This window comes from Devosia sp. Z11_6 (genome assembly GCF_058133665.1).
The window spans coordinates 698,311-724,274 of the sequence record NZ_JBYUNQ010000002.1 but is presented as its reverse complement, the minus strand read 5'-3'; the positions used below and the strand labels follow the sequence as shown (position 1 = coordinate 724,274).

Here is a 25,964-nt window from a genome sequence, read left to right as displayed (position 1 = left end):
AGTCCATATCCTCCTTATACTAAGCCCTTTGTATCAGTCCTGTGAAGGCTGCTCGTGCAGAACTGCGTTCCCGTTGTTTTGATTGATCCTGCGGATGAATTGATCAACAAACGCCACCCCGTCGGGCGCAATACCATGCGCTACCCCGGGCGAGACATGGTAGTGCACCTCGATCCCGGCTTCCTTAAGCTTCCGCGCGGCTTCGGCGCTGAAGCGCGGCTCCACCACCCCGTCGCGATCCCCATGCACGAGGCATACCGGCGGCGTGCCCAGCTTGCCCTCGCCAAATCCCGGCGGCGGCGCCAAGGCTCCGGCAATGGCGACAATGCCCATCAGCCGCTCGGGAATGGACAGCCCGGCATGCAGCGCCACCATCGCCCCCTGGCTGAAGCCGGCCAGCAGCGTGTTCTCGGGCGCAATCCCGGTTTCGTCCCATAGCTCGCGCAAATAGCGCACCATCGTTTCGCGCGCCTCGGTCGCCCCGCTCCAGCTCACCTCGCCCCCTCCGAAGTAGATGGGGAACCACTGGTAACCCGGCGAGCCCGGGCAGGGCTGGGGCGCATTGGGCGCAATGAACAGCGCCTCGGGCAAGCCATCCTGCCAATAAGGGGCCAGCCCGATCAGGTCGGCCCCATCCGAGCCATAGCCATGCAGCAACACGACCAGCTGGCGGGGTGCCGCCCCGCTCTTGGGGGGCACACTGGGGCCGGTGAGAATACTCAAAGCGCAATTCCTTCCTTGTCGCGGATCGCCGCGAAATACCGCCAGAACAACAGCGCCGCCGCCGAGCGATGCGGCGCCCAGCCTGAAGCAATGGCTTCCATCTGCTTGATGGTGGGCCGCACCTCAAGCTCGAGCCCCCAATGCACCGCCTTGAGCAGCGCCAGGTCCCCCGCAGGAAACACATCGGGATGGCCCGCGCAGAACATCAGGTAAACCTGCGCCGTCCAGGGGCCGATCCCCTTATGTGCCGTGAGATAATCCACCGCCGCCTCGGCGGGCAATGTTTCGAGATGGGAAAAATCGAGCGTCCCCGCCACCACCGCTTCGGCGATCACCCGCACGGTGCGATATTTGCCGCCCGAAAAGCCGGTGGCCCGCACCTCCGCTTCACTGAGGGTGAGATAAGCGCGAGGATCATGCGCCCCCCGCAGTTGGGCAAAGCGGCTCCAGATTGCATTGGCGCTGGCGACGGACAATTGCTGGCCACAGATCACCCGCGCAATGCCGGCAAATCCCGCCTCCGTGATCCGCGGCCGCACAATGCCCGCGCGCTCGCGCACCGGGGCCAGGCGCGGATCGAGCCGCACCAGGGCGTCCAGATGGGCGTCCACCGCCGCTTGCGTATCGAGGCGCGGTGACGTCAGCGCGTCGTTCATGTATTGTGCCGTCGTGTCGAAGTCACCCAACCGTCCCCTGCTGCGTTTTGCCCCTAGCCCTAACGGGCTCTTGCATCTGGGCCACGCCTTTTCCGCCCTTTACACCTGGGCTGCGGCTGCCGCCTTGCGCGGCACCGTCCTTTTACGGATCGAAGACATCGACTTCGAGCGGTGTAAACCCGAATTTACCGACGCCATCTTTCGCGACCTGCACTGGCTGGGCCTCGATTGGCCCACGCCCGTCATGCAGCAATCCACGCGGCTTGAGCATTATGCCGCCGCCGGCGAGCGCCTGCGTGACCTCGATCTGCTGTATCCCTGCTTTTGCTCGCGCAGCGAGATCGCCGCCAAAGCGAGCGGCACCGATCCCGACGGCGCCCCGCTTTACCCCGGCACCTGCCGCCACTTGAGCGCCGCCGAACAGATCGAGCGGCTCGAGCGCGGCGATCCCGTGCAGTTCCGCCTGCGCAATGATCGCGCCCGCGCCATGACCGGCCCGCTGACCTTTACCCTTGTCAGCCCGCTTATCACCGATCGCCCCCAGATCCGCTATGCGCGGCCCGAACGCTGGGCCGATGTGGTGCTCCAGCGCAAGGGCACCCCCACCAGCTATCACCTGAGCGTCGTCGTCGATGACGCGGCCCAGGGGATCACCCATGTGACGCGTGGTCGCGACATGGAAGCCTCGACCGATATCCATGTTCTCCTGCAGTTCCTTCTCGGCCTGCCCTCGCCCATCTACAATTTCCACCGCCTGATCCTTGACGGAGAGGGCAACAAGCTCAGCAAATCGCGGAACTCGCAATCCCTGGCGGCGCTGCGGCAGGCCGGCTGGAGCCCCGACGATGTCAGGCGCGAACTCGGCTTTGCGCCGCGCCAGCTCAATTGAGGCTCAAGCGCATGAGCCAGCTTGGATGCCGGGAAAGCACCCCGGCTGTTCACCTGCAGCAAGATTTGTGGCATCCAGGCCCCGCTTGCCGCTGCCGTTTGCATCCCGTCAGCGGCTCGCCCATTTAGGGATCATCATCCCCGGCAGGAACTCATGGAAAACCTTCTCAATATTGTCACTGCCCTGGTCATGCTGTTTGTGGTCGGGGTGCTCCTGCTGGGCTTTTGGAACATGCTCAAGGGCGGCTCGGGCAATACCAGCCAGCGCCTGATGCGCCTGCGCGTGATTGGCCAGGCGGTCGCATTGCTGCTGCTGCTGGCCGCATTGTTCTTCTTTGGCGGATCGAGGGGCTGAACCATGGTCAAACTGAATTCCATCTATACCCGCACCGGCGATGACGGCAGCACCGGCCTCGTGCGCGGGCCGCGCCGTCCCAAATATGATTTGCGGGTTGAGGCTTATGGCACGGTCGATGAAGCCAACAGCTTTATCGGCCTCGCGCGGCTGCAAACCGGCTCCATGCCCAAGATCGACACCATGCTCGCCCGCATCCAGAACGATCTCTTCGATGTCGGCTCGGATCTCGCCACCCCCGGGCAAGACGCGCCCGATGCCGAGCACCCCTCCCTGCGCATCACTGCCGCCCAGACCACTTGGATCGAAAAGCAGATCGACAGCTACAATGCCGATCTCGCCCCCCTCAAAAGCTTTGTCCTCCCCGGCGGTACGCCCTTGTCCGCGGCCTTTCACGTGGCACGTACGGTGACTCGCCGTGCCGAGCGGCTGGTGGTGGAACTGGCCGCGGCCGAGCCCGACACCAATCCCGAAGCTGTTCGCTACCTCAATCGCCTGTCAGACCTGTTCTTTGTGCTGGCGCGGGTTGCCAACAACCAAGGCGCCAAGGACGTGCTCTGGGTGCCGGGCGGTTACGGGGACGCCCGCAGGGGCAGCTGAACGGGGGCGGATCGGCATGTTCCTGCCCCTGCATGACACCAACCCGATCCGCCACATTGCCTTTCCCTGGGTCACTTATGGCCTGATGGCGTTCACCGCCCTTGTTTTTGCAGCCCAGTCGCTTCTGCCGCCGATCGGATTTCTCCAGGCCGCGATCCAATGGGGCATGATCCCGGTGGTGGTGCGCGACATCTATCCCCAGCCCCTCCCCTGGCTGCCCGATTGGGCGACGCTCTTTACCTATGCCTTCCTGCATGCCGACTGGCTGCATCTGGGCACCAATATGCTGTTTCTCTGGGTGTTCGGCGACAACATCGAAGATGCCCTGGGGCATTTCCGGTTCGTGTTGTTTTACCTCGGCTGCGCTGCTGGCGCGGCGCTCCTCCACCTGCTGCTCGATCCCAACAGCACCACGCCGCTGATCGGCGCTTCGGGCGCCGTCGCCGGGGTGATGGGGGCGTATTGCCTGCTTTATCCCCATGCCCGGGTTTATGTGCTGGCGCGCATCGTCATTCCCATTCCGCTGCCGGTGCCGGCCTTCTGGATGCTGGGTGTCTGGATTGCCGTCCAGATCTTCAATGTGGTGATGGGCTCGCTGGAGCCCGTGTCATGGTGGGCCCATCTTGGTGGCTTTGCCACCGGCATGGTGCTGGCTGCCATCGGCAAGCGCTCGCAGGTGGCGCTGCTCGGGGGCCGCTAGCGTTTTGTTTACCCGCGCCTCTCTATGATCCCCGCCTTCGAACCGGAGCGCGCGATGAACACCGATCTTGCCATGCAGATGGTCACCACCCGCGCCGCCGCCACTCAGCAAAGCGTGCAACTGGCCGTGCTCAAGAAATCCCATGAGATGGAAGCCAGCCTCATCAACATGGTCGCCCAAGCCGTGCAGGCCGCGCCACCACCCGGTCAGGGCCTCGTGATCGACAAGCGCGCCTGAAACGTCAGGCGCCAAGCCCGAGCAGCGCTTCCACCACCCCGTGCCCGTCCGGCGTATTCCATTCCGCCGGCCCCTGCAGCACGCCCAGTTCGCACCCGTTCTCGTCCAGCACCAGCGTCACCGGCAGCCCTACCGCGACCGCTTCGCGCTTGAGCCGCTCGAACGCGGCGAAAGTCGGATCCGCGAACAGCGGAAGATTGGCGAACTGCCCTTCGGCCAAAAACGCGCGCGCCTTGCCGAGCCCATCCTCGCCGATATCGAGATTGATCGGCAGCACCGCAAACTCGTCGGAATTATATTTGCTCGCCACCGCATCGAGTGCCGGCATTTCTTCCCGGCACGGCACGCACCAGCTGGCCCAGAAATTGACCAGCAATTTCTTGCCCTTGAAGCTCGTAATGCTCATCGGCGCGCCCGCATCGTCCTGGAAGGCAAGCGTCGAATAGCCCCGCCCTTCCCCCGTGCCATTCAGCGCAGCGAGTTCCCCCACTGCGGCAAAGTCGATCGCCTCGGCCGCCTCGGCTTGCACCGGGCATTCGCGTGCCTGCCCGGCATTGCCCAGCCACGCCCACGCCGTTATAGAAAGCGCCACCACACCAACTCCAAGTCCCAGCAGCAACCGGAACCGATGGCGAGCTTCGGGGCGGGCGGGGCTGGATTGAGTCATGGGATCTCCGGAGAGCAGCAATGAGCAACAAGATGTGGGGCGGCCGGTTTGCATCGGGCCCCGACGCCATCATGGAAGAAATCAACGCCTCGATCGGCTTCGATCAGCGTCTTTTCCCCCAGGATATTGCCGGCTCGATAGCCCATGCCCGCATGCTTGCTGCAACCGGCATTCTGACGCAGGCCGATGCCGACAGCATCACGGCCGGTTTAACCGAGGTGCTGGGCGAGATCGAGAACGGCACCTTCACGTTCTCGCGTTCGCTGGAAGACATCCACATGAATGTGGAATCGCGCTTGCGCGAAAAAATCGGCGATGCCGCCGGGCGCCTTCACACCGCCCGCTCGCGCAATGACCAGGTCGCCACCGATTTCCGCCTTTATGTGCGCGACACCATCGATACGCTCCTCGTCCAGATCCGCGGCCTGCAGCTTGCCCTCGTCACCAAGGCCGAGGACGAAGCCGAAACCATCATGCCCGGCTTTACCCATCTGCAAAACGCCCAGCCGGTGACCTTTGGCCACCATCTCCTGGCCTATGTGGAAATGCTCGGGCGCGATGCCGGCCGGCTCGAAGACGCCCGCAAGCGCCTCAATGAAAACCCACTAGGCTCGGCGGCGCTGGCCGGCACGCCTTATCCCATCGACCGGGACATGACCGCGCAGGCGCTCGGCTTTGATCGCCCCACCGCCAATTCGCTCGATGCCGTGTCCGACCGCGATTTCATCCTCGAAACCCTCGCGGCCGCCGCGATCTGCGCCATGCACCTTTCCCGCTTTGCCGAGGAACTGGTGATCTGGAGCTCGGCCCAGTTCGGCTTCATCAAGCTGTCCGACAAATGGACCACCGGCTCGTCCATCATGCCGCAAAAGCGCAACCCCGATGCCGCCGAACTGGTGCGCGCCAAGGTCGGGCGCATCATCGGCGCCCTGTCCAGCCTTCTCGTTGTCATGAAGGGCCTGCCGCTGGCCTATTCCAAGGACATGCAGGAAGACAAGGAAGTCGCCTTCGACGCCCTCGATGCCCTCTCGCTGTCCCTCGCCGCCATGACCGGCATGGTGGGCGATCTCACCGCCAATCGCGAGCGCATGCACGCGTCGGCCAGCGCCGGCTTTTCCACCGCGACCGACGTCGCCGACTGGCTGGTGCGTCAGGCCAATATCCCCTTCCGCGACGCCCACCACATCACCGGCCAGATTGTCGCCCTCGCCGAAGCCAAGGGCTGCGGCCTTGAAGGCCTCACCATCGAGGACTTCAAATCGGTCGACGAGCGCATGGATAGCCGCATCCACAAGGTCGTGACCGTTGAAGCCTCCGTTGCCGCCCGCAGCAGCTATGGCGGCACCGCGCCAGGCAATGTGGTAACGCAAGCCGCCCGCTGGAAAACCCTCCTCACCGGCCAGCCCGCCGAGCCGCGGGCCCTTGCCAAGAAGAAGGCGCATGGCGGCCATGGCGATGGCGGGGTTGAATAGCAGGGTAAACTGAACCAGTCTTTTACCATCTGAGCCGTTTTCCCGGTCTTGCCCCATCATGATGGGCGAGCCGGGGAAACCGGCAGGTGAAAGGACCTGGAATGCCCCAAAAACTCCGGCAGATGCGCCTGACCGAGCGCCATGTCGGTTATCTGCAGCCCCCTGAAGTCACCGACATCCTGCCGCCCCCGCCCGAGGGCATGTGGGAAGCCACCCCGGAAGACCACCGCGCCACCCTCGAGCGTCTCCTTGCCGAGCGCGAGGACACCGACGAAATCTGGTTCTTTGCCTATGGCTCGCTGATCTGGCGCCCGGCCTGCGACTTCGTGGAAATGCGCAAGGGCCTGGTGCGCGGCTGGCACCGGTCCTTTTGCCTCGGCTGGAACAATCGCCATCGCGGCAGCCCGGAAAATCCCGGCCTCATGCTGGCGCTCGATCGCGGCGGCTCATGCAATGGCGTGCTGTATCGCCTGCCCCCCGATGCGGTTGAGGCCAATCTCATCAAGTTGCTCGAGCGCGAAATGGCCTGGCTGCCCTCCGCCTTCCCGCCCCGCTGGGTGCGCGCCAAGAGCGGCGAGCGTACGATCACTGCGCTGACCTTTTGCATCGATCGCCATTCCGGCCGCTATGTCAGCGGCCTCTCGGACGAGGCCATTGCCGATGTGCTGGCGCGCGCCGTCGGCACCCGCGGCTCCATGGCCGAATATCTCTTTGCCACCGTCCGGCACCTCGAGGACATGGGCATCCACGACCCCCATCTCTGGCGCCTGCAACACCTCGTCGCCGACCGGATCGAAGCGGTGTACGAAAGCAACGGCTAGGCGCCTTTAGCCCTCGAGCGCCAGCAGCTCCTGCACGCTCTGGCGGCGCCGGATGACACGCAGCGCCCCATCATCGAGCAGCATTTCCGGGGCGAGCGGACGCGTATTGTAGTTCGACGACATGCTCGCGCCATAAGCGCCCGTATCCCGGATGATCGCAAAGTCCCCCACCGATGGCAGGGCCATGTCGCGGAACTCCACATAGCCGCCATCGGACTGGGTGAAGACATCCCCTGATTCGCAAAGCGGCCCAGCCACCGCCGCCGCCCCCGCTTCCCCGGTGACGAGGCTGCCGTCGCGCCTGACAAAAACGATGTCGTGGTGGCTGCCATACATTGCCGGCCGCGCCAGGTCGCTGAACCCCGCATCGATCAGCACGAAATGGTTGTTGGCGACCTTTTTCACGGCCCGCACTTCGGCAACCAGCACCCCGGCATTGGCGACCAGAAACCGCCCCGGCTCCAGTTCCAGCCGCAGCTTGCTGCCGGTGATGGCCTCGGCTTGCTCGCGCGCCTTGTCCCAGGACGCGTAATATTCGGCGATATCGATCTCCGGCTCCCCGGCACGATAGGGCACGGACAACCCGCCGCCGGCGGAAATCGCCTGCAGCGGCCGGTTGGCGCGGCGCACCGCATCGACCATGCTGTCGCACACCCGGTGCAGATGCTGGTAGTCGACCCCCGAGCCGATATGCATGTGCAAGCCCACGAGCTTGAGCTCATATTGGTCGACCAGCCGCAGGCAGGCTTCGAGTTCGTCATGCCAGATGCCATGCTTGCTCGACGGCCCGCCGGTATTGGTCTTGCGGCTATGGCCGTGCCCGAACCCAGGATTGAGGCGCAACCAGATAGGGTGCCCGGGGCTGGCCTCCCCCACCTGCGCGATCATGTCGGGCGAGCCGCAATTGACCGGAATGCGCAGCTCGATCACCCGCGCCAAGGTGGCGGCATCAATGATATCGGCGGTGAAGACGATTTCCTCGGCTTGGGTGCCCGGCTCAAAGCCTGCATGCAGCGCCCGCTCGATCTCGCCGAGCGAAACGGCATCCACCATCACGCCCTCGCTGCGCAGCAGGCGCAGGATATGGGTATTGCTGTTGGCCTTCTGGGCAAACCGGATGGTGTCGAATGCCCGCAACTGGGCAACCCGCTGCCGGATCATCTCGGCCTCATAGAGCCAGACCGGGGTGCCCACCTCCTCAGCCGAACGGATGGCAGCCGCGATCAGCTGGGGCGGCAAAGTGTCAGGTCTGGTCACGTGAGGTCTTCCATCTGGCGGGATGGAGCCTGTCTAAACCACGAATGCAGCGCGCGAAAGGGCCCGCCTGCCTTGTCGCTAGCCCACGATCCCGCGGCGGGCGATGCTGACCACTTCCACCGGCTTGCCCGCCAGCGCGTCATCGACCTTGGCCAACAGATCGGCCAGCGAAAACGGCTTGGTAATCACGTCATAGATCAGCGCGTCGAGCCCATGGGCCCGTTCGCGTTGATCGGCAAAGCCGGTCATCAAGACGATGATGACCTGCGGATATTGCGCCGCCACCTGCAGCGCCAGCGCGATCCCGTCCATGATCGGCATCTTGATGTCGGACAAAAGGAGGTCGAACCGCCCCCCTTCTTCTTCCATCGTCTCGATCGCCAAACCCCCATCTTCGGCCGCGACCACGTCATGCCCCTTGATCTCGAGGGCACTAACCACAAAAGCGCGCACCGAAGGATCGTCTTCAGCAACCAGGATTCGGGCCATCAATGCTGCTCCACTTCATGTGCCGGCTCGGCGGCTGCTGCCGGCTCGGCGGCCGCCGCCACCGGGCGCGCATCGTCGCCATCGGCCCGGCCGCTGGCAAAGCTCAGCCGGACGCGCTCCGCTTCTGCCGGCGGCACGGTTAACAAGGTTTCCACCAGCGTTTGCTCGCCGGCCTTGAGCATGGGCGCATTTGCCGCCACGCTCCACTCATAAATGCCCGCGCCCGCCCCATTCAGCAGGGTAACCACCAAAGGCGGCACCGGGACCGCGCGATCGCTGGTGCCGGCAATCTGGGCTGAAACCAGCAACACTTCCTTGCCCCCTTGCAGGGTGCGCAGGGTTTTGACCTCACCAAATTCGAGACCAACCACATTCACCGGCAGCCCGGCGGCGCTATAAACCCCGGCGAGCGACGGATAGCGCTTGACGATTTCGACGCGCCCCCAAACGGCAAACACCGCCAGCCCTGCCAGCGTCAGCACGCCCAGCACCCGCACCGCCCGACGCAGCCGGGCCAGGGGCAATTGCGCGTTGACCGCACTTTGCCGCTGGGTGAAATCGCGCTGCCTTTGCCGGATCACGGCGGGATCCACCGCGCCCACCGGCTCCGACCCCGGCCACTTCCGCCGCTTGGCGCCAGCGGGCATGGGGCTCGCCTCGCGCTCTTCGGCTTCTATGGCCTCGTCGAGCCCGTCTTCGGTCAGGGGGTCGATCGCCACCGGTTCGGGCTCGGGGGACGGCGCCTGGAGCGGCACCTGCCGCCAGGCCTGCTGGCACTGGGCGCACTGCACCTTGCGGCCGGTCGAGCCAATGGCCTCGTAGGTCACCTGGTATTTGGTCTGGCAATGGGGACAGGTGATGATCATGCGGCCGTGATTCTACGGGCAGGACGCCCGCCCCCAACCTAGAAGACGGGGGTTAAGAACCCTCAAACCTTCCACAGGCCCGCCTCCCTTCACATTTGCGCCGCTTTCCTGCCGGCAAAACCCTCCTCGTCTGCGCCATCATGGGGTTAGCCCTGTTATGGTGCGCTAACAGCTGATTCGGCGCGCGCGCCAAAGCCACAGCATTTTTGAACGGTGGGAGCCTGCCGACTTGATCGAGTTTTCCGATGTTGGACTGCGCTACGGCAATGGTCCGGAAATCCTCAAGGACCTCACCTTTTCCATCGAGCCGGGCTCGTTCCATTTCCTGACCGGCCCTTCGGGCGCGGGCAAGACCTCGTTGCTGCGCCTGCTGCTGTTGTCGCTCAAGCCCTCGCGTGGCCGCGTTACCATGTTCGATCAGGACGTGTCAGACTTGACGCAGGATCGCCTGCTGCAGATGCGCCGCCATATCGGCATCGTCTTTCAGGAGTTCCGGCTGCTCGACCACCTCACCACCTATGAAAATGTCGCGCTCCCCCTGCGCGTCCTGGGTCAGGCCGAAAGCGAATACCGGCCCAATGTCACCGAACTGCTCGAATGGGTGGGGCTGGGCGAGCGCATGGACGCGCCCCCCTCGCTCCTCTCGGGTGGTGAAAAGCAGCGGGCCGCCATTGCCCGCGCCGTGATCGCCCGCCCCAAGGTCCTCCTCGCCGACGAGCCCACCGGCAATGTCGATCCCGAGCTCTCGAGCCGGCTGGTGCACCTGTTTGCCGAGCTCAACCGCACCCTTGGTACCACCATTATCCTGGCGACCCACGAACTGCCCCTGCTCGACCAGTTCCCTTATCCCCGCATGCTGCTCTCCAAGGGTGAGTTGGTGATCCATGATTGAGCGCGTCCTGGCCTTCCTGCCCCGCCGCGTTCGTGTCGGTGCCGCCCCCATTGTGCCCGAACGCAGCGTCGCCGGCCGCACGCTGCTGCTCCTCATCACCATCATGAGCTTTTTGTCCGCCGTCACCCTGGGCGGCGTGGTGCTCGTGCAAAAATCGGCCATCGCCTGGTCATCCGATGTGGGCCGCGAAGTCACCATCCAGATCCGCCCGGTCGAGGGCGAGGTGATGGAAAGCAATCTGCGCACCGCCGTATCCCTCGCCCAGGCCACGCCAGGCGTATCCAGCGCCCGCGCCCTCACGCTTGAGGAAAGCCAGAAGCTGCTCGAGCCCTGGCTCGGCGCCGGCCTTGACCTGACCGCCATCGAAGTGCCGCGCCTCGTTGTCGTGCAGCTGGCCGACCCCGTCGATGCCGATGTCGAAAAGCTCGCCCGCGACTTGCAGGCGATCAAGGGCGCGAGCCTTGATACCCATGCCGCTTGGCGCCAGCAGCTCAACACCATGGCCGGCACGATCGTTTTTTCCGGCCTGATGATCCTGACGCTGATCGGCGTTGCCACCGTGCTCGCCATCATCTTTGCCACCCGCGGCGCTATGGCAACCAATCGCGAAATCGTCGATGTGCTCCATTATATTGGCGCCTCCAACCGTTTCATCGCCGGCGAATTCCAGGGGCGTTTTTTGTCCATCGGCCTGCAGGGCGGCCTTTTGGGTGCCGTCGCCGCAGTGCTGTTTTTCCTGCTGATCGGCACCGCGGCGGGCAATATGATGTCCAACCAGGCCAGCGCGCAGTTCGGCGTTTTGTTCGGGCGCTTTGCCCTGGGCTGGGACGGCATCATCTTCATCATGCTCGTCGTGCCCGTTATTGCCGCGCTGACCGCGGTCACTTCGCGCCACACAGTGCGGCGCTATCTGAGCCAAACCTCCTGATCCCCGCCGCCGCTGCCTAGCGCAGCGGCCGGGATGGACTAGGGGCAATGGAGGCCCCTTTCGCATGGTTATCATCCAGGCACTTCGTTCGGCGCTGTTCTACCTGCTGTTTATCGGGCAAACCGTCCTCGTCGCCATCAGCATCGGCACCATCGCGCTGTTCAACGGGCTCAAGCGCACCCCCGCTGGCTGGGCGCTCGCCAAATACTGGTGCCGCTCCAATCTCGCCATGCTGCGCTGGATCGTCGGGGTCAAAACCGAGGTCACGGGCGCCGAACACATTCCGGCCGGCGGCTGCATCATCGCCGCCAAGCACCAGAGCGACTGGGATGTGTTTGCCATTTTCCCCTATACCGGCCGGCCCGCTTATATCGTCAAGAAGGAGCTGATGCGCATCCCCTTCTTCGGTTGGGCTGCCCGCTCGCTCGATTGCATTGAAGTCGATCGCAAGCGCGGCGCCGAAGCTATTCCTCTGATGATGGCGCAGGCCCACGCCGCTGTCGGCCGCGGCTGCCGCATCGTCATCTTCCCCGAAGGCACGCGCCGCGCTCCCCTCGATCCCGCGCAATATCGCCAGGGCGTCGTACGGCTCTACAACGAGCTCAAGGTTCCGGTGGTACCCGTGGCGCTCAATTCAGGCCTGTTCTGGCCGCGCAACAGCTTCCTGATCTGGCCCGGCACTGCCCAGGCCCGTTTTCTGCCGCCCATTGAAGCGGGACTACCGCCCGCTGAATTCATGGAGCGACTCAAAATAGCCATCGAGACCGATTCAGATGAACTGATTCTCACGGCGGTCGATCAAGGACTGTCCCGTCCGATCGATCCAGAACTGCGCCGCCGCGTCAATGCGCGCAAACCGGAAAAATCCTGAAGGAACCCCAGATATGGGGCCTTTCAGCGTGACAGGACTATATCTAGAACCGATGTTGCGAGAGCATTGACTTGACTAAAGTTTTGTTCTAATTTTGTTCTTGTCGCAGCTAAGGACATCGTCCACATGGCCCCGTCCGCCGAAATCACTGTTCTGGGTGCAGGCTTTGGCCGCGCCACTTACTGGCAAGGCCGCTCGGGCCGGGTTTACGACCTGCTGAGCGAAAATCTCGAGCATTTTTCGGTGGCCGACGACGACCTGTTTTTGGTCGCCAAGGGCGGTCACGCCCTTTGGGTTGGCTCCAGCGAAGACCTCGTCAATGACCCGATGAGCCGTACGCGGTTCCGCCTCGCGCTCGATTGTGCCGATCGCGCCTTCCGCGTGCGCAGCTCGGGCGCCGCAAATGAACGGCTCAGCACGGTTTGGGACCTCGAAGGCGCCGCTCCGCTCCAGACCCGCTCGGCCGCTTAACTCTGCTCCGGCGCGTCCTCGCGCGCCAGCAATTCGGCCAGCGCCATCACCTGCCGGTCCTTGATCCCCAGTTCCGCCAGATGCCGGGCAGTATTGAGCACGTAATCGATATTGCGCCCGGATATTCCTGAACTGCGCCGTACCATTTCGAGCTGCCGCTCCAGTGGCAGCCTGCCGGCATATTGCGCATGCCGCTCATCCACCACAAATGCCAGCGCCTGCACCACGCGGCCATCCTCGAGCCGCACCGGCCGGAACACGTCGCGATAAACGCTGGTGACCTGTTCGCGCTCATGCAGATAGGCGCGCACACCGGCCCAGTCCGCCTGCGCAACCTCAAACACCATGCCCCGGCACGAACCACCCCGCGCCAGCCCGAACACCAGTCCCGGCTGTTCGGGCGTGCCGCGATGGTGAAAAGAGTAAATCGACAGCGCCCGATGCGCGCCCCCCAACAGCCCGCCCTGGCTAGACACAAACGGGAAACCCGGGTTCCAGATCAGCGAGCCATAGCCAAAAACCCATTGGGTCGGGGAAGCATTGTCCATGCCCATCCGATTGCACCCGCCTTGCGGCGCAGTCAACGCCCCTCGCGCAAAACCGAGAACTTCGCTTGGGCCTTTACCGGACCGGAGCTAGAAAGGCTCCTATGAGCAAGCGAATCAAAATTCTTCTGGTGGTTGTGGTCGCCGTTCTCCTGATCTGGAGCGTCGCCTGGTACATTATTGCCGGCCAGGTGCGCACCCAGGTCGCCGCCCTCGCCCAGGCCGATGGGGTCACGAGCCCGCGCGTCGTTTGCGAAAACCTCAACGTCACCGGCTACCCTTTCCGCTTCGATGTGGATTGCAGCCCCGCCCGCATCACGATCGAGGATGTGAGCGCCGATATCGCCGGCATTCGCGCCAGTGTCCTCGTTTATCGCCCCACCCATGTCCTCGCCTCCGCGCTTGGCCCCCTCAGCGTCAGCGATGCCTTTACCGGCTCGCGCAATGCGTTGGATTGGTCAGACCTCGAAGCGAGCCTGCGGCTCGATGACTGGCGCATTTCGCGCCTCTCGGTCTCGGCCCATGACCTGGTTTGGACCAATCCCCTCATGGGTGAAGCGCCGGTCGCCACCGCTACGCTCAGCGAACTGCACCTGCTCGACATTCCCGAGCAGCACGATCCCGATCGCCATCTGGCCTCGCTCGCCGGTTATGCCCGCACGCAGAACCTCGTCTACCCCGCCCTCACCCTTACCGACACCAACAGCGAAATCCGGCTGGAGCTGACGGGCCTGCCCGATGATGTCCGGATCTGGAACGATCCGCTGCTCTTGCGCACCATGCAGGCGGTGGACGCAACCTTGCGCATCGTGTCGGCCCGCGCCACGGACGGCGCCTCGACCCTGACGGCGGAAGGCGAAATCCAGCTCGATCCGCAGGGCCAGCTCGAAGGCCAGATCAGCATCAATTCCACTGGTGTCGCCGAACGGGTCGGCCCCTATCTGCAGGAGCCCATCCGCACCCTCGTCCTCGGCACCCCGGCGGCCGATGGCAGCCACACCAATATTCTCAGTTTCCGTGCCGGCGGCGTGTTCTCGGGCCTGATACCGATCGGGGCCGTGCCGCCCCTCTTCTGATCAGGCCTTCTCGTCGCCCTCTGCCGCTGGCGGCGCCTCATGGGGCCGCCCGAAATCGGGCGCAGCCGTTTCCTGCCCTGCCGAAATGATCGAGCGCCGGATGGCGCGGGTGCGCGTGAACATGGCTTCGAGCGCCGGCCCGTCCCCGGTGCGCACCGCCCGCTGCAACACGGCCAGATCCTCGAGAAAGCGCCCCAGCATTTCCAGCACGCCATCGCGATTGGTCAAGAACACGTCGCGCCACATCACCGGATCGGAAGCGGCAATGCGGGTGAAGTCGCGGAAACCGGAGGCCGAGAACTTGATCACTTCCGATTGGGTATCGGCTTCGAGGTCCGCGACTGTCCCCACGATATTGTAGGCGATGAGATGCGGCACGTGGCTGGTGATCGCCAGCACCATGTCATGATGCGCCGCATCCATGCACTCGACCTGGCTGCCCATGGCGCGCCAGAATGCCGAGAGTTTTTCCACGGCGGCCGGGCCCACTTCGGGCCCCGGCGTCAATACGCACCAGCGCCCGGCAAAGAGCTCGGGGAACCCCGCCGAGGGGCCGGAATGCTCGGTGCCGGCAATCGGGTGCCCCGGGATCAGCTGCACCCCTTCGGGCACGAGGGGCTGAAGCACCTTGACCACATGTTCCTTGACCGAGCCGACATCGGAAAGAATAGCGCCGGGCGCCAGCGCCGGCGCAATCGCCTCCATCACGCTTTTGTAGGCGCCGACCGGCGTGCAAAGGATTACGAGATCGGCGTCGCGCACCGCTTCGGCGGGATCGAGCGTATAGCTGTCGCCCAGACCGAGCGCTTCGGCTTCTGCCAGGGTCTCAGGCTTGCGGGTGGAAATGGCGATGTGATCGACCAGCCCCTGCCGCCGCGCTGCCAGCGCAATGGACGAGCCGATGAGGCCAATGCCGATCAGGGCGAGTTTCTTGAACTTCACGCTCATTGCGCCGCTCCCGATTTTAGCACTTCGGCCACGTCGCGCATCGCCTGCTCCGAACCAATGGAAATGCGCAGGCCATTCTCGATGCCATAGGAGGCGCCGACCTCGCGTACGATATAGCCGGCCGCCGCCAGCCGCTCGAAACCGCTGGCCGCTTCGGCCGGCGTTTCAAAGAGGACGAGGATGAAATTGGCCTGGCTCGGCACCACCCGCATGGCATTGCCGGTCAGCTGGGCGCTGAGCCACTCGCGCCACTGGGCATTGTGCTCGCGCAGGCGCTGGGTGAACTCCACATCGCGCGTGGCTGCCGCCGCCGCCGCCTGCCCCGGCAGGTTCACATTGAACGGCCCGCGAATGCGGTTGATCGCGTCAATCACATGCTCGGGCCCCACCATCCAGCCGACCCGCACGGCCGCCAGTCCCATCTTGGAGAATGTGCGCACCATCACGACATTTTCGTGTGCCGCCACGAGATCCATCCCGACCGAATAATCCGCCGCCGTCACATATTCCGCATAGGCGCTGTCGATCACGAGCAGGATGTCGGGGCGCAGGCCGGCATGCAGCCGCGCCACCTCGGCTGAATTGAGATAGGTGCCGGTGGGATTGTTGGGATTGGCCAGCCAGACGATCTTGGTGCGCGGCGTAACGGCCGCGAGGATCGCGTCCACATCGGCGCGGTACTCGGGCTCGTCAACAAGGACGATCCGCGCCCCCGCGGCCCGGGTGATGATGGGATAAACCGAAAAGCCATAGCGGTTCATCACCGCCTCGTCGCCCTCACCCAGATAGATTTGCGCCAGCAGATGCAGCAGATCGTCCGAGCCATTGCCGCACACAATGCGCGCGGGGTCGATGCCATGCACGTCCCCCAGCGCTTCGCGCAACAGGCGCGACGAGCCTTCGGGATAGATCTCGGGATGGCTCACCGCCTCGCGCAGCGCTGCCACCGCCTTGGGGCTCGCGCCCAGCGGCGATTCATTGGCGGAAAGCTTGATGGCCTTGCTGCCCGGCGCGCCGGATTTTCCCGGCAGATAAGGCGCAATCTCGAGAATGCCGGCTTGCGGCGTGGGACGGATGGGATCGGGCATGATTTCGTCTTGGCTGAATTGGGCCGGACCATATGCCCTCGGGCCCCAAAGGCAAAGGGGGCATTGCACCCCAGGCCGAACCTGCCCGCTATTGCGAACGGGCCGTGGCGGGATTGAGCACCGGCACCTTGACAAAGCGTTCCTCGCGCTTGCGCCGCGGCACGGCGGGAAACGCCTCCTTGCGCGCCCGCACGCAGATCACCCCCGACATCGCCGGTCCCAAAAGCCGTCCTGCCCCCTCAAAGAACCGGGTGGATTTGAGCACCAGCGAGGATTGAATGGGCGGCAAGAACAGCCCGTCGCGCCACGCTTCAGGCACGAAGCTGTGGTCGCGCAGCAGCTTTTCGAGCTGGCTGCCGGAATAGGGATTGCCCGTGCCAAACGGGGTGGTGTCGCGCTGCGCCCAAATCCCGCGCCGCCGTGGCACGACCAGGATCAATTCGCCATTGGGGGCGGTGATGCGCCAGAGCTCGCGCATCAGCTCTTCGGCATCGGCAATATGCTCGAGCGCATGCACGGCAATGGTCAGATCGATCGCCGCATCGGTCAGCGGCATTTCCAGCGGATCGCACAGCACTGTGCAGCTCGGCCCTTCGCGCGGCCAGGCCGAAGCCCCCTGCCGCGCCGGCATGAAGGCCAGCACGCGCTCGGCCCGCTCCAGCGCAAAGCGCAGATAAGGGGTAGCGAACCCCAGCCCCAGCACCCGCTTGCGCTCCACCTGCCCCGCCAGCGCAACGACATGTTCGCGCACCAGCGTCCGCGAAATGCGGCCAAGCGGGGATTTGTAATATTCGATCAGGCGCACAACATCGCTGGTCATGGGCCCAACTGTGCCAAACCCCGGTGGACTTGTCTAATCGGAGGTTGCCTTCACCAGCGCGGCTTCCTAGCTAAGGGCACCAGCAACAAGGAGCGGCACCATGGGTTTGATTGTCGAGGTATTTCCGGCACGCGACGACAATTACGGCTATCTGGCCCATGACACGGCGACCGGCCGCACTGCCGCCATCGATGCGCCCGAGGCCGGCCCGATCAAGATGGCGCTGGCTCGCCGCGGCTGGACCTTGTCCGATATCTTCATCACCCACCACCATATCGACCATGTGGAAGCCATTCCCGAGCTCAAGGCGGAGTTTCACCCCCGGGTCGTCGGTCCGCGCGCCGAAGCGGGCAAGATCGAAGGGCTCGACGAGCTGGTCGAAGCCGGCGACACGGTAACGCTTGGCGAAACCCGGTTCGACGTTTACGCCGCGCCCGGCCATACGCTCGGGCATATCGTCTTTCACGATGCCAAGAACGGTCACCTGTTCAGCGGCGATGCGCTGTTTTCGCTGGGCGTCGGGCGCATGTTCGAAGGCACGCCCGGGCCGATGTGGGAAGGGGTCAAGGCGCTGCGCGACCTGCCCGCCGACACCCTCGTTTATTGCGGCCATGAATATACCGCGAGCAATGCCCGCTTCGCCCTCTCGATTGACCCCGACAACGAAGCCCTCAAGGCCCGCGCTGCCGAAGTGACGCGCCTGCGCGAAGCGGGCCTGCCCACCATCCCCTCGCGCCTGGGCGACGAGCGGCTGGCCAATCCGTTCCTGCGCGCCGACGAGCCGGTGCTCGCGCGCTTTTATGGGCTCGAAGGCGCCAGCCCCGGCGAAGTCTTTGCGGCCATCCGCAAGGGCAAGGACAACTTCTAAACGGCCCTGGACTTAACCAAGCCGAGGAAAACCTTCCCTCGCCTGTTAAGAATTTGTTTACCTATGCTCCGGGCTCTGCGACTTTATTGCCGCAGGGTCGTTGTCCTTCTTGAGCAGAGGACGACCCCAAGCGGGAGGCGCGCAATGGCACTGGGCGAGGACAGCGACAGCACTTTCGAGATTGCCCCGGGCATGCCGGTCCTGATCGGCCCGCCCGCGCCCCGGCCCTCGCTCGAGCGCACCGCCACCACTGCCGCCTTTGTCAGCCAGCTCCTTGCCGAACGGCACCATCTGCCGCCCCAGCGCTCGCGTCGGCGCGGCTCGGTGGAAGGGGCGCTCCACGCCTATGCCGACAGCGCCCGCATGGCCGTGCGCCGCTTGCCCCAGGGCTACCGCAAGACCCTTGTGGTGTAAAACCGCCGAATCCGCAGGGTTCTGGCGCCCGCCGAGCCCCGCCGAGACTGCGCAGCAGTCTCTGGCGATGCTGGTCTTCCGGTTCCTTACTTCTTGAGCTGGATGGGCCCGACCATGCTTTCGGGCTTCACTTCCGCGTCGAACTCTTCGGGGGTCAACAGCCCCAGCAACACCGCCGACTCCTTGAGGGTCGTGCCGGTCTTGTGCGCGTTCTTGGCGATCTTGGCGGCATTGTCATAGCCGATCTTGCGGTTGAGCGCGGTCACCAGCATCAGCGAATTGTTGAGATGCTCGTTGATGCGCTTGCGATCAGGCTCGATGCCGATGGCGCAATTGTCGTTGAACGAGCGCGCCGCATCGGCCAGCAGCCGCACCGATTGCAGGAAATTGTAGGCGATCACGGGCTTGAACACATTGAGCTCGAAATTGCCCTGCGAGGCGGCAAAGCCGATCGCCGCGTCATTGCCCATCACCTGCACCGCTACCATGGTCATGGCTTCCGACTGCGTCGGATTGACTTTGCCCGGCATGATCGAGGAGCCCGGCTCGTTTTCGGGAATGGTCAGCTCCCCAAGGCCCGACCGGGGGCCGGAAGCCAGCCAGCGCACGTCATTGGCCACCTTCATCAGTGCCGCCGCCAGCTGCTTGAGCGCGCCCGATGTGCCCACAAAGGCGTCGTGCCCGGCCATCACGGCATATTTGTTGGGGGCGGTGACAAAGGGCTGCCCCGTCAGCGACGCGATCTCGCCCGCGACCGTTTCGGCATATTCGGGATGGGCATTGAGCCCGGTGCCCACGGCCGTGCCGCCCAGCGCCAGCTCATAAAGCTGGGGGAGCGTCGCGCGAATGGCCTTGAGCGCGAGGTCGATCTGGGCGACCCAGCCGCTCATCTCCTGCCCCAGGGTCAGCGGGGTGGCATCCTGCAGATGGGTGCGGCCGATCTTGACCACATCCATGAACTCTTCGGACTTGGAGGCCAGCGTATTGCGCAGCACTTCCACTCGCGGAAACAGATAGTTCTCGAGCGCCTCGACCGCCGCGATATGCATCGCCGTCGGATAGGTGTCGTTGCTCGACTGGCTCATATTGACGTGGTCATTGGGGTGCACCGGCTTTTTGGAGCCCATGGTCCCACCCGCCAGCTCGATGCCGCGATTGGAGATCACCTCGTTGACATTCATGTTGCTCTGCGTGCCCGAGCCGGTCTGCCACACCACCAGCGGGAAGTGCTCGTCGAGCTTGCCCGCGATCACCTCGTCAGCGGCCGCGACGATCAGGTCGCGCGTTGCCTCGTCGAGGAGCCCGAGCTTGTGGTTGGCCAGCGCCGCCGCCTTTTTGAGGATACCGAAGGCGACCACGATCTCCTTGGGCATTTTTTCCGCGCCAATATCGAAATTGGCCAGACTGCGTGCCGTCTGCGCGCCGTAATACTTGTCGCCGGGCACATTGATGGTGCCCATGGAATCCGATTCAACGCGCATGCTCATTGGGAAAACTCCGGTGGTCCTTGGTGCCGCCTTCGCGGCCACTGCAAACGAAAAACGGCCGATCCCCGGAGGAATCGGCCGCAAAAACTCTCAGACAAGCCAGCGCAAGGCGCCGCTCGCCGTTACTTCTTGACGTCGAGGATCTGCCGGCCGCGATACATGCCGGTCTTGAGATCAACGTGGTGCGGACGGCGCAGCTCACCCGAGTCCTTGTCTTCGACATAGGCGGGTGCGGCCAGCGCATCGGCCGAACGGCGGAAGCCACGCTTCATCGGCGAGGTCTTTCGTTTTGGCACTGCCATGGCAAAAACTCCAATATTCGATATCGTTGCGCCGCCAGAAGCGGCCCAGAGACGTGTTGCTCTCTGCGGGATTGACGGGCTCTATAAAGCAAGTCCGCGGGCTTGCCTAGCCTTTTTCGCAAGCCCGCTGGCGCATTCCGCGCTCACAACGCCAGCTGCCCGCCCTCCCCCACACAGGCCGCCCGCTCGCCAAATTGTTGCGCCCGCTGCTGCACGATCCCGGCAATGCGCACCATGCCCCGGGAGGGCTTGCCGGGCTGGCGCAGCATGGGGTTGGGCAGTGCCGCGGCGAGCAGTGTCGCCGTGCGCCAATCCAGGTTCTGCGGTGCCCGGCCAAAGGCGCGCTCCGCCCCCGCCGCCACCCCGAACTGCCCTTCGGGCCCCCATTCGGCAATATTGAGATAAATTTCCATGATCCGCTTTTTGGGCAGCACCAGGTCGAGATACAGCGCCAGCGGAATTTCCAGCACTTTGCGCACTGGGTCGGGGTCGTTCCATAAAAACAGGTTCCGCGCCACCTGCATGGACAGGGTGGACGCGCCCCGCGCCGGCTTGCCGTCAAGGAAATTGTCGACTTCGGCCCGCAGCGCGCTCACATCCACGCCCAAGTGCCGGCAGAACTGCCCGTCTTCCGACAGGATCACCGCGGCCTTGAGCCGGTCCGAGATGTCGTCGATCGGCCGCCATTGCCGCACCACCGGCCGCCCGGTGAGATAACGCTCCAGCATCGGCACCGATACGGGATCGATGAACCGATAGGCCGGCGTCAGCAGCAGCGGAATGGCCACGAGCACGGCGAGCGCCGCGCCTCCCAAGCGCAGCACTCGCCGCCAGCCTTTTGCTTTGCGCGCACTTGCCATAAACCCTGCCTTACCCAAGACAGGGCCGTGGGCAAAGCCTTTGCGGCCTGGGCGCGGCTATTTGGCCTTCTGCGCCTTGCCGGCGCGGTAGTAGTAATTGGCGTCCTTGCCGAGCACCACCGAGCGCACCAGCTTGCGAATAGCCTCGCTCTTGCGGAAGGGCGACACCACCGCATTGACCGTGCCGAACACCGCGAGCTTGGCGGCATCGAGCGCCGGCTGCTTGCCGGGCGCCTGTTGCGGCAGGCCGCGACCGCGCAGCATGGAATTGAATATGTAAAGATCGTTGCGGCGCTTCACCTCGGCGGTCTTCCAGGTGATCGCCACCGAAATGGAATAGCTGTCCTTGGTGCGCACCCAGTGCGGCCAGAGATAGGGCACGAACACGCCTTCGCCGGGCTTGAGCGCATTGAGCATTTCCTTGCCCACGAACCGCTCCTCGAATTTGAGGTTGCGGTGCTTGGTGATGCAATGCTCGATCTGGTCCTCGCTCGCAATGGAGCGATCCTCGTTGTCGTAGACGGCAAATTCCTTGTCGCCATGGATCTGCACAAAGAAATTGTCTTCGCTGTCGAGATGGAAGGGCGTCGTCGAATTGGGCGAGGACACGAACAAGAAGCCCTGAATGTCCGAAAAGCCGGCATCGGCAAGGCTCTTGTGCCCCTGCGCTGATGCCACCGACATCAGCGCGTCTTCGAGCAGCGCCTTATAGGTGGGGTGATGCTCGATGCGCTTGAGCACCATCCAGGCGCCTGCGGTTTCGATCTGGCTGATCACTTCCTCGGGGTCGAGCTCCACCAGCGGGGTGGTGGACGGATCCTGGCTCACCGCCGCCTTGCCCGAATTATACTCGATCCGGTCGCGCGGCAGCGCTTTGACGAGTTCGAGGATCGCCGGCAGCGTCAGCCGCGGATCGCCCACAAGGCCATGGGTAATGCGAAAGGGTTTCAGCGGAAACAGCGATTGGAAGGCAGAGTTAGGCGCAGTCAAAAGGCTGGTCATAAGCGTTTTTCCTTGCGGTTTCGAAGAGACAACAGAAGCGATTTGGCCTGCTCGCGCGCGCGACGCCGCGCTTTGATGAGCCGGACAATGGCAGCGGCCACGGGATCGCCCGCGCGGGTCGGGATCAGCAGGTCCCCCACGGCGAGGCGTTCGCGCCAGATATGGTCGATCATCGGATGGCCAGCGGCGGCGGTGGAGTCGACAAAACTGATCTCGGAGTTCTCGGCAAAGCGCCGCGTCATCTCGAGCGTCAGCTGCACGCCCGGCGACACCCGCCCCATGGTTTCGTCATAAGCAATCTTGAAAAACAGCGCTTGGCCCGCGCCCTTGAGCACCAGCCCTGCCGCGATCGTGCGTCCATCGAGCTGCAGTTCCGCCACTTCAAAGCCACCGCGCGCACCCATATCCAGCGCCGCCAGTTCGACAAAGCGCGCATCGCCCTGCGCTTGCGCGAGGCCGGTGCCCTGCTTGCCCTTCCAGCCGCTGGCTTCAAGCGCAAGAAAGCGCTGCACCGCCGGGGCAATGGTGTCGGGCCGGTCGGCAACGGTGAACGCTACCGCGCCTTCATCGTCCAGCCGGTGGCGCAACCGGCGCATTTCCTTGAGCCGCTTGGCCCCCATGCCGCCGCGCAGATAGCTCTCGACGTCGCCCGTCGCTGCATAGGCGGCGCGCTCATGGGCATTGTCGACCTCAGCCGGCGCAATGCCCCGCCGCGCCAAGGCCTCGGCGATCGCGTCCCCCGTCGGTCCTTGCAGCCGGGCGAAAGGCAACACCAGCAGATGGGCGCCCGCCCCTGCCGCACCATCGATCAGCGCCCCGGCGGCTTCCACCGCCCGCTCAGGATCAAGCAGCGGGCTCGACAAAACTGTATAGGGTTGCCGGGCCACCAGCGCCGGCACCGGCAGGCGCAACGCCGCCCAGGCGCTCACCACCGGCAGGAAAGCCAGCATCCGCCCCTGACCGACGCCATCAAACGCCACCAGCGCATCATTGCCCCGCCCGTTCCAGGCATGGCGCGATGCCGCCTGGGCAAAACCAGGATCGAAAAATCCATTGGGCTCAAGGCTGCGGCCGCCAAGCGCCTCCCAGGGCGCGCGCGGCACCTGCGCCACCGGCAGGCGCAGCACATGCTGGGCATGGCTGTGCCGCCGGGCACCGGCGCGCGTGAGCAGTTCGGGCGCCATTGCTCGCCCGCTCACTCCAGCTCTCCCTGGCAGTTAACCATCGCGCCTGCTCACCATCCGCCAAACGGCTTAGTTCCGACGCCCGCCTTTTATCGCAAAAGGGTGAGCGTGACGCGCTTTGGCTGCTTGCTTGGTTAAGCCGATCTTGCGGTAAACCCTTTTAAATCCAATCTTAATTGTAATAATCGGCCCTCAGGCCACCTCCATTGCCCGCCCTGGTCCGGACATGGCGCCGCACTGGCAATTTGCCGCCCGATCCGCCATATAGGGCCCTGCAACAACACTGGGCAGCGAGGCCGAACGTGGACGGCGTGCCGTTTTGGAAAATGAATGCGCTGGGCAACCAGATCATCGTGGCCGATTTGCGCGGCCGCGCCGGCCGCATCACGCCCGAAGCGGCCATTGCCATCAACGCCACGCCCGGCACTCGCTTTGATCAGATCATGGCCCTCCATGATCCCCGCATCCCCGGCACCGCGGCGCTGGTCGACATCATCAATTCCGATGGCTCGCGCGCCCAGGCCTGCGGCAACGGCATGCGCTGCGTCGTCCAGGCGCTCTCCGCCCAGACCGGCACCACGAGTTTCGTGTTCGAAACCGTCGCGGGCCTGCTCACCGGCGACGAACATCCCGATGGCTCGATCACCGTCGATATGGGCACACCCAAGCTCGCCTGGTACGAAATCCCCTTGGCCGAGGAATTTGCCGATACCCGCAAGATCGAGCTGCAGATCGGCCCGATCGATGCGCCCGTGCTCCATTCCCCTTCGGTCGCGTCCATGGGCAATCCGCATGCGACCTTCTGGGTGCACACCGATGTCTGGGGCTTTGCGCTCGACCGCTTCGGCCCCATGCTCGAAAACCACCCCATTTTCCCTGAGCGCTGCAACATCTCCATTGCCCAGGTCCTCGCGCCCGATCGCATCGTGCTGCGCACCTGGGAACGCGGCGCTGGGTTGACCGAAGCCTGCGGTACCGCCGCCTGCGCTGCCGTGGTCAATGGCGCCCGCACCCGCCGCACCGCCCGCAAGGCGACCGTCACCCTGCCCGGCGGCGATCTCGTCATCGAATGGCGCGGGGACGATCATGTGGTGCTGACCGGCCCTGCCGAAACCGAATGGGCCGGCACCCTCGATCCCGCCACCGGCGCCTGGACGCGCAGCGAGGCCGCCGCCTGATGGCAGTTCAAACCCTCACATTTGGCTGCCGCCTCAACGCCTTTGAAGCCGAGGTGATGAAGACCGAAGCGCAAAAGGCCGGGCTCGACAACGCCGTTATCGTCAACACTTGCGCCGTCACCGCCGAAGCCGTCCGCCAGGCCAAGCAGGCCGTGCGCAAGGCGCGGCGCGACAATCCCGAGGCGCGCATCATCGTCACCGGCTGCGCCGCCCAGACCGAAGCGCGCTCGTTCGGCGACATGCCCGAGGTCGATCTCGTGATCGGCAATGCCGACAAGCTCGAGGCCAAAAGCTACGCGCCCATGGTCTTTGGCACCCCGCTCAACGACAAGGTCCAGGTCAACGACATCATGAGCGTGCGGGAAACCGCGGGCCATCTGATCGAGGGCATGGATGGGCGCGCTCGCGCCTTCGTGCAGGTCCAGAACGGGTGCGACCACCGCTGCACCTTCTGCATCATCCCCTTTGGCCGCGGCCCTTCCCGTTCAGTTCCCATGGGCCTCGTCGTCGATCAGTGCAAAAAACTCGTCGCCAATGGCTACAAGGAAGTGGTGCTGACCGGGGTCGACATCACCTCCTATGGCGGCGACCTGCCCGGCACCCCGACGCTGGGCAAGCTGGCCCAGGCGATTTTGCGCCATGTGCCCGACCTGCCGCGCCTGCGCATCTCCTCCATCGATTCCATCGAGGCTGACGAGGCACTATATGACGTGGTCGCGGGCGATCGCCGCCTGATGCCCCATCTGCATCTGTCGCTGCAGTCGGGCGATGACATGATCCTCAAGCGCATGAAGCGCCGCCACAGCCGCGCCGATGCGCTCGCCATCGTCGACAAGCTGCGCAGCCTGCGGCCCGACATGGTGTTTGGCGCCGATATCATCGCGGGCTTCCCCACCGAAGACGACGCCATGTTCGCCAATACGCTGGCCATCGTGGCCGACGCGGGGCTGACTTATCTCCACGTCTTTCCCTATTCCCCGCGCCCCGGCACCCCCGCCGCGCGCATGCCCCAGGTGAGCAAAGCCGTGGCGCGCGAACGCGCGGCCCTCCTGCGCGCCGCCGGCGACCGGCAATGGGCCGAGTTGGCCGCAGCGCGGGTCGGCCAGATCGAGCATGTGCTGGTCGAGCGCGAGGGCCTCGGACGCACCGAGCAGTTCATGCCCATCGCCGTCCCTGGCACGCAACCGGGCGACCTGCTCGCCGTTCGCATCACGGGCACCACGCCCGAAGGTCTGGTTGGCGAGGCGCTGCAGGCCGCTGCCTGAGCGCCAGACGCACTCGCCTGCCCCCGCATCCTGC

Annotated in this window: 31 protein-coding genes; 16 read left to right on the top strand and 15 right to left on the bottom strand. The window is 64.6% G+C overall.

Translation table 11 applies throughout. The features are described 5' to 3' along the window. Positions 1-33: 33 nt before the first annotated feature. The gene (locus AC3YMN_RS08770; RefSeq protein ID WP_489889712.1) at positions 34-723 is read right to left on the bottom strand and encodes an alpha/beta hydrolase; all 690 of its coding nucleotides are present in this window, start codon (positions 721-723) and stop codon (positions 34-36) included. Next, on the bottom strand, positions 720-1,409 hold the full coding sequence (locus tag AC3YMN_RS08765) for a DNA-3-methyladenine glycosylase family protein (RefSeq protein ID WP_489889711.1): 690 nt from the start codon (positions 1,407-1,409) through the stop codon (positions 720-722). The genes AC3YMN_RS08770 and AC3YMN_RS08765 overlap by 4 nt, the downstream gene beginning before the upstream one ends. Between AC3YMN_RS08765 and gluQRS the strand changes: the two genes are divergently transcribed. The 5 genes from gluQRS to AC3YMN_RS08740 all read left to right on the top strand — a co-directional run bounded on the left by gluQRS (position 1,393) and on the right by AC3YMN_RS08740 (position 4,159). Then, the gene (gene gluQRS, locus AC3YMN_RS08760) at positions 1,393-2,268 is read left to right on the top strand and encodes a tRNA glutamyl-Q(34) synthetase GluQRS (protein ID WP_489889710.1); all 876 of its coding nucleotides are present in this window, start codon (positions 1,393-1,395) and stop codon (positions 2,266-2,268) included. The two genes, AC3YMN_RS08765 and gluQRS, sit on opposite strands and share 17 nt — an antisense overlap. 153 nt (positions 2,269-2,421) lie before the next feature. Continuing rightward, positions 2,422-2,622: a twin transmembrane helix small protein gene (locus AC3YMN_RS08755; protein WP_127754664.1), complete on the top strand. Its 201-nt coding sequence runs from the start codon at positions 2,422-2,424 to the stop codon at positions 2,620-2,622. Positions 2,623-2,625: 3 nt separating this feature from the next. After that, on the top strand, positions 2,626-3,222 hold the full coding sequence (locus AC3YMN_RS08750) for a cob(I)yrinic acid a,c-diamide adenosyltransferase (protein WP_127754665.1): 597 nt from the start codon (positions 2,626-2,628) through the stop codon (positions 3,220-3,222). A gap of 16 nt (positions 3,223-3,238) precedes the next feature. Beyond that, positions 3,239-3,922 (top strand): rhomboid family intramembrane serine protease, encoded by a 684-nt coding sequence (locus tag AC3YMN_RS08745; protein WP_127754666.1) that lies wholly within the window; start codon positions 3,239-3,241, stop codon positions 3,920-3,922. A 54-nt stretch (positions 3,923-3,976) separates the two neighbouring features. Next, positions 3,977-4,159, top strand: a complete 183-nt coding sequence (locus AC3YMN_RS08740; protein ID WP_172125573.1) for a putative motility protein — start codon at positions 3,977-3,979, stop codon at positions 4,157-4,159. A gap of 4 nt (positions 4,160-4,163) precedes the next feature. On the opposite strand, the gene AC3YMN_RS08735 is transcribed toward AC3YMN_RS08740, so the two are convergent. After that, positions 4,164-4,826 (bottom strand): TlpA disulfide reductase family protein, encoded by a 663-nt coding sequence (locus tag AC3YMN_RS08735; RefSeq protein WP_489889709.1) that lies wholly within the window; start codon positions 4,824-4,826, stop codon positions 4,164-4,166. A gap of 20 nt (positions 4,827-4,846) precedes the next feature. Here AC3YMN_RS08735 and argH point away from each other — a divergent pair, with 20 nt between their 5' ends. Together argH and AC3YMN_RS08725 are read left to right on the top strand one after the other, a co-directional pair. Continuing rightward, complete coding sequence (gene argH, locus AC3YMN_RS08730) at positions 4,847-6,298, top strand: argininosuccinate lyase (RefSeq protein ID WP_489889708.1); 1,452 nt, start codon at positions 4,847-4,849, stop codon at positions 6,296-6,298. A gap of 101 nt (positions 6,299-6,399) precedes the next feature. Beyond that, positions 6,400-7,119 carry a gamma-glutamylcyclotransferase gene (locus tag AC3YMN_RS08725; protein WP_489889707.1) on the top strand — a complete coding sequence of 240 codons (720 nt, stop codon included), beginning with the start codon at positions 6,400-6,402 and terminating at the stop codon, positions 7,117-7,119. Positions 7,120-7,125: 6 nt separating this feature from the next. Here the strand turns inward: AC3YMN_RS08725 and lysA are convergent, their stop codons facing one another. The 3 genes from lysA to AC3YMN_RS08710 all read right to left on the bottom strand — a co-directional run bounded on the left by lysA (position 7,126) and on the right by AC3YMN_RS08710 (position 9,731). Continuing rightward, positions 7,126-8,376, bottom strand: a complete 1,251-nt coding sequence (lysA, locus tag AC3YMN_RS08720) for a diaminopimelate decarboxylase (protein ID WP_489889706.1) — start codon at positions 8,374-8,376, stop codon at positions 7,126-7,128. 78 nt (positions 8,377-8,454) lie between these two features. After that, a complete protein-coding gene (locus AC3YMN_RS08715) occupies positions 8,455-8,865 on the bottom strand; it encodes a response regulator (protein WP_127754672.1) in 411 nt (136 codons plus the stop codon). Further along, entirely contained in the window at positions 8,865-9,731 is an 867-nt protein-coding gene (locus AC3YMN_RS08710) for a zinc-ribbon domain-containing protein (protein ID WP_489889705.1), read from the bottom strand. Before AC3YMN_RS08710 ends, AC3YMN_RS08715 begins: the two co-directional genes overlap by 1 nt. A 229-nt stretch (positions 9,732-9,960) precedes the next feature. Here AC3YMN_RS08710 and ftsE point away from each other — a divergent pair, with 229 nt between their 5' ends. The 4 genes from ftsE (at position 9,961) to AC3YMN_RS08690 (ending at position 12,893) form a co-directional block, all read left to right on the top strand. Continuing rightward, a complete protein-coding gene (gene ftsE, locus AC3YMN_RS08705; RefSeq protein ID WP_127754674.1) occupies positions 9,961-10,623 on the top strand; it encodes a cell division ATP-binding protein FtsE in 663 nt (220 codons plus the stop codon). Further along, the gene (locus AC3YMN_RS08700; protein WP_127754675.1) at positions 10,616-11,551 is read left to right on the top strand and encodes a cell division protein FtsX; all 936 of its coding nucleotides are present in this window, start codon (positions 10,616-10,618) and stop codon (positions 11,549-11,551) included. Before ftsE ends, AC3YMN_RS08700 begins: the two co-directional genes overlap by 8 nt. A gap of 64 nt (positions 11,552-11,615) precedes the next feature. Next, positions 11,616-12,422 (top strand): lysophospholipid acyltransferase family protein, encoded by an 807-nt coding sequence (locus tag AC3YMN_RS08695; protein WP_172125562.1) that lies wholly within the window; start codon positions 11,616-11,618, stop codon positions 12,420-12,422. 126 nt (positions 12,423-12,548) lie between these two features. Further along, entirely contained in the window at positions 12,549-12,893 is a 345-nt protein-coding gene (locus AC3YMN_RS08690; protein ID WP_127754677.1) for a hypothetical protein, read from the top strand. Here AC3YMN_RS08690 and AC3YMN_RS08685 read toward each other — a convergent pair. Continuing rightward, the gene (locus AC3YMN_RS08685) at positions 12,890-13,441 is read right to left on the bottom strand and encodes a gamma-glutamylcyclotransferase (RefSeq protein ID WP_248307141.1); all 552 of its coding nucleotides are present in this window, start codon (positions 13,439-13,441) and stop codon (positions 12,890-12,892) included. The genes AC3YMN_RS08690 and AC3YMN_RS08685 overlap by 4 nt on opposite strands. 101 nt (positions 13,442-13,542) lie before the next feature. Between AC3YMN_RS08685 and AC3YMN_RS08680 the strand changes: the two genes are divergently transcribed. Next, entirely contained in the window at positions 13,543-14,514 is a 972-nt protein-coding gene (locus tag AC3YMN_RS08680; protein WP_489889704.1) for a DUF2125 domain-containing protein, read from the top strand. On the opposite strand, the gene AC3YMN_RS08675 is transcribed toward AC3YMN_RS08680, so the two are convergent. The 3 genes from AC3YMN_RS08675 to AC3YMN_RS08665 all read right to left on the bottom strand — a co-directional run bounded on the left by AC3YMN_RS08675 (position 14,515) and on the right by AC3YMN_RS08665 (position 17,370). Continuing rightward, positions 14,515-15,462: a prephenate/arogenate dehydrogenase family protein gene (locus AC3YMN_RS08675; RefSeq protein ID WP_489889703.1), complete on the bottom strand. Its 948-nt coding sequence runs from the start codon at positions 15,460-15,462 to the stop codon at positions 14,515-14,517. Continuing rightward, positions 15,459-16,550, bottom strand: coding sequence for a histidinol-phosphate transaminase (gene hisC, locus AC3YMN_RS08670; protein ID WP_489889702.1), 1,092 nt, complete (start codon positions 16,548-16,550; stop codon positions 15,459-15,461). The genes AC3YMN_RS08675 and hisC overlap by 4 nt, the downstream gene beginning before the upstream one ends. An 88-nt stretch (positions 16,551-16,638) precedes the next feature. Next, complete coding sequence (locus AC3YMN_RS08665) at positions 16,639-17,370, bottom strand: class I SAM-dependent methyltransferase (protein ID WP_489889701.1); 732 nt, start codon at positions 17,368-17,370, stop codon at positions 16,639-16,641. Between the two features lie 100 nt (positions 17,371-17,470). On the opposite strand from AC3YMN_RS08665, the gene gloB reads away from it, so the two are divergent. Beyond that, positions 17,471-18,238 (top strand): hydroxyacylglutathione hydrolase, encoded by a 768-nt coding sequence (gloB, locus tag AC3YMN_RS08660; protein ID WP_489889700.1) that lies wholly within the window; start codon positions 17,471-17,473, stop codon positions 18,236-18,238. Positions 18,239-18,382: 144 nt separating this feature from the next. After that, complete coding sequence (locus AC3YMN_RS08655) at positions 18,383-18,652, top strand: hypothetical protein (RefSeq protein WP_127754684.1); 270 nt, start codon at positions 18,383-18,385, stop codon at positions 18,650-18,652. Between the two features lie 86 nt (positions 18,653-18,738). Here the strand turns inward: AC3YMN_RS08655 and fumC are convergent, their stop codons facing one another. The 5 genes from fumC to AC3YMN_RS08630 all read right to left on the bottom strand — a co-directional run bounded on the left by fumC (position 18,739) and on the right by AC3YMN_RS08630 (position 23,502). After that, a complete protein-coding gene (gene fumC, locus AC3YMN_RS08650) occupies positions 18,739-20,139 on the bottom strand; it encodes a class II fumarate hydratase (protein ID WP_489889699.1) in 1,401 nt (466 codons plus the stop codon). A 122-nt stretch (positions 20,140-20,261) separates the two neighbouring features. Next, positions 20,262-20,441, bottom strand: a complete 180-nt coding sequence (rpmF, locus tag AC3YMN_RS08645) for a 50S ribosomal protein L32 (protein ID WP_127754686.1) — start codon at positions 20,439-20,441, stop codon at positions 20,262-20,264. A gap of 143 nt (positions 20,442-20,584) precedes the next feature. Beyond that, positions 20,585-21,265, bottom strand: a complete 681-nt coding sequence (locus AC3YMN_RS08640; RefSeq protein ID WP_489889698.1) for a transglycosylase domain-containing protein — start codon at positions 21,263-21,265, stop codon at positions 20,585-20,587. 93 nt (positions 21,266-21,358) lie between these two features. Further along, the gene (locus tag AC3YMN_RS08635) at positions 21,359-22,303 is read right to left on the bottom strand and encodes a cupin-like domain-containing protein (protein ID WP_489889697.1); all 945 of its coding nucleotides are present in this window, start codon (positions 22,301-22,303) and stop codon (positions 21,359-21,361) included. Then, positions 22,300-23,502 (bottom strand): GNAT family N-acetyltransferase, encoded by a 1,203-nt coding sequence (locus AC3YMN_RS08630; protein WP_489889696.1) that lies wholly within the window; start codon positions 23,500-23,502, stop codon positions 22,300-22,302. The genes AC3YMN_RS08635 and AC3YMN_RS08630 overlap by 4 nt, the downstream gene beginning before the upstream one ends. Positions 23,503-23,813: 311 nt before the next feature. On the opposite strand from AC3YMN_RS08630, the gene dapF reads away from it, so the two are divergent. Next, positions 23,814-24,665 (top strand): diaminopimelate epimerase, encoded by an 852-nt coding sequence (gene dapF, locus AC3YMN_RS08625; protein WP_489889807.1) that lies wholly within the window; start codon positions 23,814-23,816, stop codon positions 24,663-24,665. After that, the gene (gene mtaB / locus AC3YMN_RS08620) at positions 24,665-25,930 is read left to right on the top strand and encodes a tRNA (N(6)-L-threonylcarbamoyladenosine(37)-C(2))-methylthiotransferase MtaB (protein ID WP_489889695.1); all 1,266 of its coding nucleotides are present in this window, start codon (positions 24,665-24,667) and stop codon (positions 25,928-25,930) included. Before dapF ends, mtaB begins: the two co-directional genes overlap by 1 nt. Positions 25,931-25,964: the final 34 nt, after the last annotated feature.

Bases quoted from the DNA above. Each gene is read 5' to 3' on its own strand.
- AC3YMN_RS08755 (WP_127754664.1), top strand. From the start codon at position 2,422: ATGGAAAACCTTCTCAATATTGTCACTGCCCTGGTCATGCTGTTTGTG.
- AC3YMN_RS08750 (WP_127754665.1), top strand. From the start codon at position 2,626: ATGGTCAAACTGAATTCCATCTATACCCGCACCGGCGATGACGGCAGC.
- AC3YMN_RS08745 (WP_127754666.1), top strand. From the start codon at position 3,239: ATGTTCCTGCCCCTGCATGACACCAACCCGATCCGCCACATTGCCTTT.
- AC3YMN_RS08740 (WP_172125573.1), top strand. From the start codon at position 3,977: ATGAACACCGATCTTGCCATGCAGATGGTCACCACCCGCGCCGCCGCC.
- AC3YMN_RS08735 (WP_489889709.1), bottom strand. From the start codon at position 4,826: ATGACTCAATCCAGCCCCGCCCGCCCCGAAGCTCGCCATCGGTTCCGG.
- argH (WP_489889708.1), top strand. From the start codon at position 4,847: ATGAGCAACAAGATGTGGGGCGGCCGGTTTGCATCGGGCCCCGACGCC.
- AC3YMN_RS08725 (WP_489889707.1), top strand. From the start codon at position 6,400: ATGCCCCAAAAACTCCGGCAGATGCGCCTGACCGAGCGCCATGTCGGT.
- AC3YMN_RS08715 (WP_127754672.1), bottom strand. From the start codon at position 8,865: ATGGCCCGAATCCTGGTTGCTGAAGACGATCCTTCGGTGCGCGCTTTT.
- AC3YMN_RS08710 (WP_489889705.1), bottom strand. From the start codon at position 9,731: ATGATCATCACCTGTCCCCATTGCCAGACCAAATACCAGGTGACCTAC.
- AC3YMN_RS08700 (WP_127754675.1), top strand. From the start codon at position 10,616: ATGATTGAGCGCGTCCTGGCCTTCCTGCCCCGCCGCGTTCGTGTCGGT.
- AC3YMN_RS08695 (WP_172125562.1), top strand. From the start codon at position 11,616: ATGGTTATCATCCAGGCACTTCGTTCGGCGCTGTTCTACCTGCTGTTT.
- AC3YMN_RS08690 (WP_127754677.1), top strand. From the start codon at position 12,549: ATGGCCCCGTCCGCCGAAATCACTGTTCTGGGTGCAGGCTTTGGCCGC.
- AC3YMN_RS08685 (WP_248307141.1), bottom strand. From the start codon at position 13,441: ATGGACAATGCTTCCCCGACCCAATGGGTTTTTGGCTATGGCTCGCTG.
- AC3YMN_RS08680 (WP_489889704.1), top strand. From the start codon at position 13,543: ATGAGCAAGCGAATCAAAATTCTTCTGGTGGTTGTGGTCGCCGTTCTC.
- AC3YMN_RS08675 (WP_489889703.1), bottom strand. From the start codon at position 15,462: ATGAGCGTGAAGTTCAAGAAACTCGCCCTGATCGGCATTGGCCTCATC.
- hisC (WP_489889702.1), bottom strand. From the start codon at position 16,550: ATGCCCGATCCCATCCGTCCCACGCCGCAAGCCGGCATTCTCGAGATT.
- AC3YMN_RS08665 (WP_489889701.1), bottom strand. From the start codon at position 17,370: ATGACCAGCGATGTTGTGCGCCTGATCGAATATTACAAATCCCCGCTT.
- gloB (WP_489889700.1), top strand. From the start codon at position 17,471: ATGGGTTTGATTGTCGAGGTATTTCCGGCACGCGACGACAATTACGGC.
- AC3YMN_RS08655 (WP_127754684.1), top strand. From the start codon at position 18,383: ATGGCACTGGGCGAGGACAGCGACAGCACTTTCGAGATTGCCCCGGGC.
- fumC (WP_489889699.1), bottom strand. From the start codon at position 20,139: ATGAGCATGCGCGTTGAATCGGATTCCATGGGCACCATCAATGTGCCC.
- rpmF (WP_127754686.1), bottom strand. From the start codon at position 20,441: ATGGCAGTGCCAAAACGAAAGACCTCGCCGATGAAGCGTGGCTTCCGC.
- AC3YMN_RS08635 (WP_489889697.1), bottom strand. From the start codon at position 22,303: ATGACCAGCCTTTTGACTGCGCCTAACTCTGCCTTCCAATCGCTGTTT.
- dapF (WP_489889807.1), top strand. From the start codon at position 23,814: ATGAATGCGCTGGGCAACCAGATCATCGTGGCCGATTTGCGCGGCCGC.
- mtaB (WP_489889695.1), top strand. From the start codon at position 24,665: ATGGCAGTTCAAACCCTCACATTTGGCTGCCGCCTCAACGCCTTTGAA.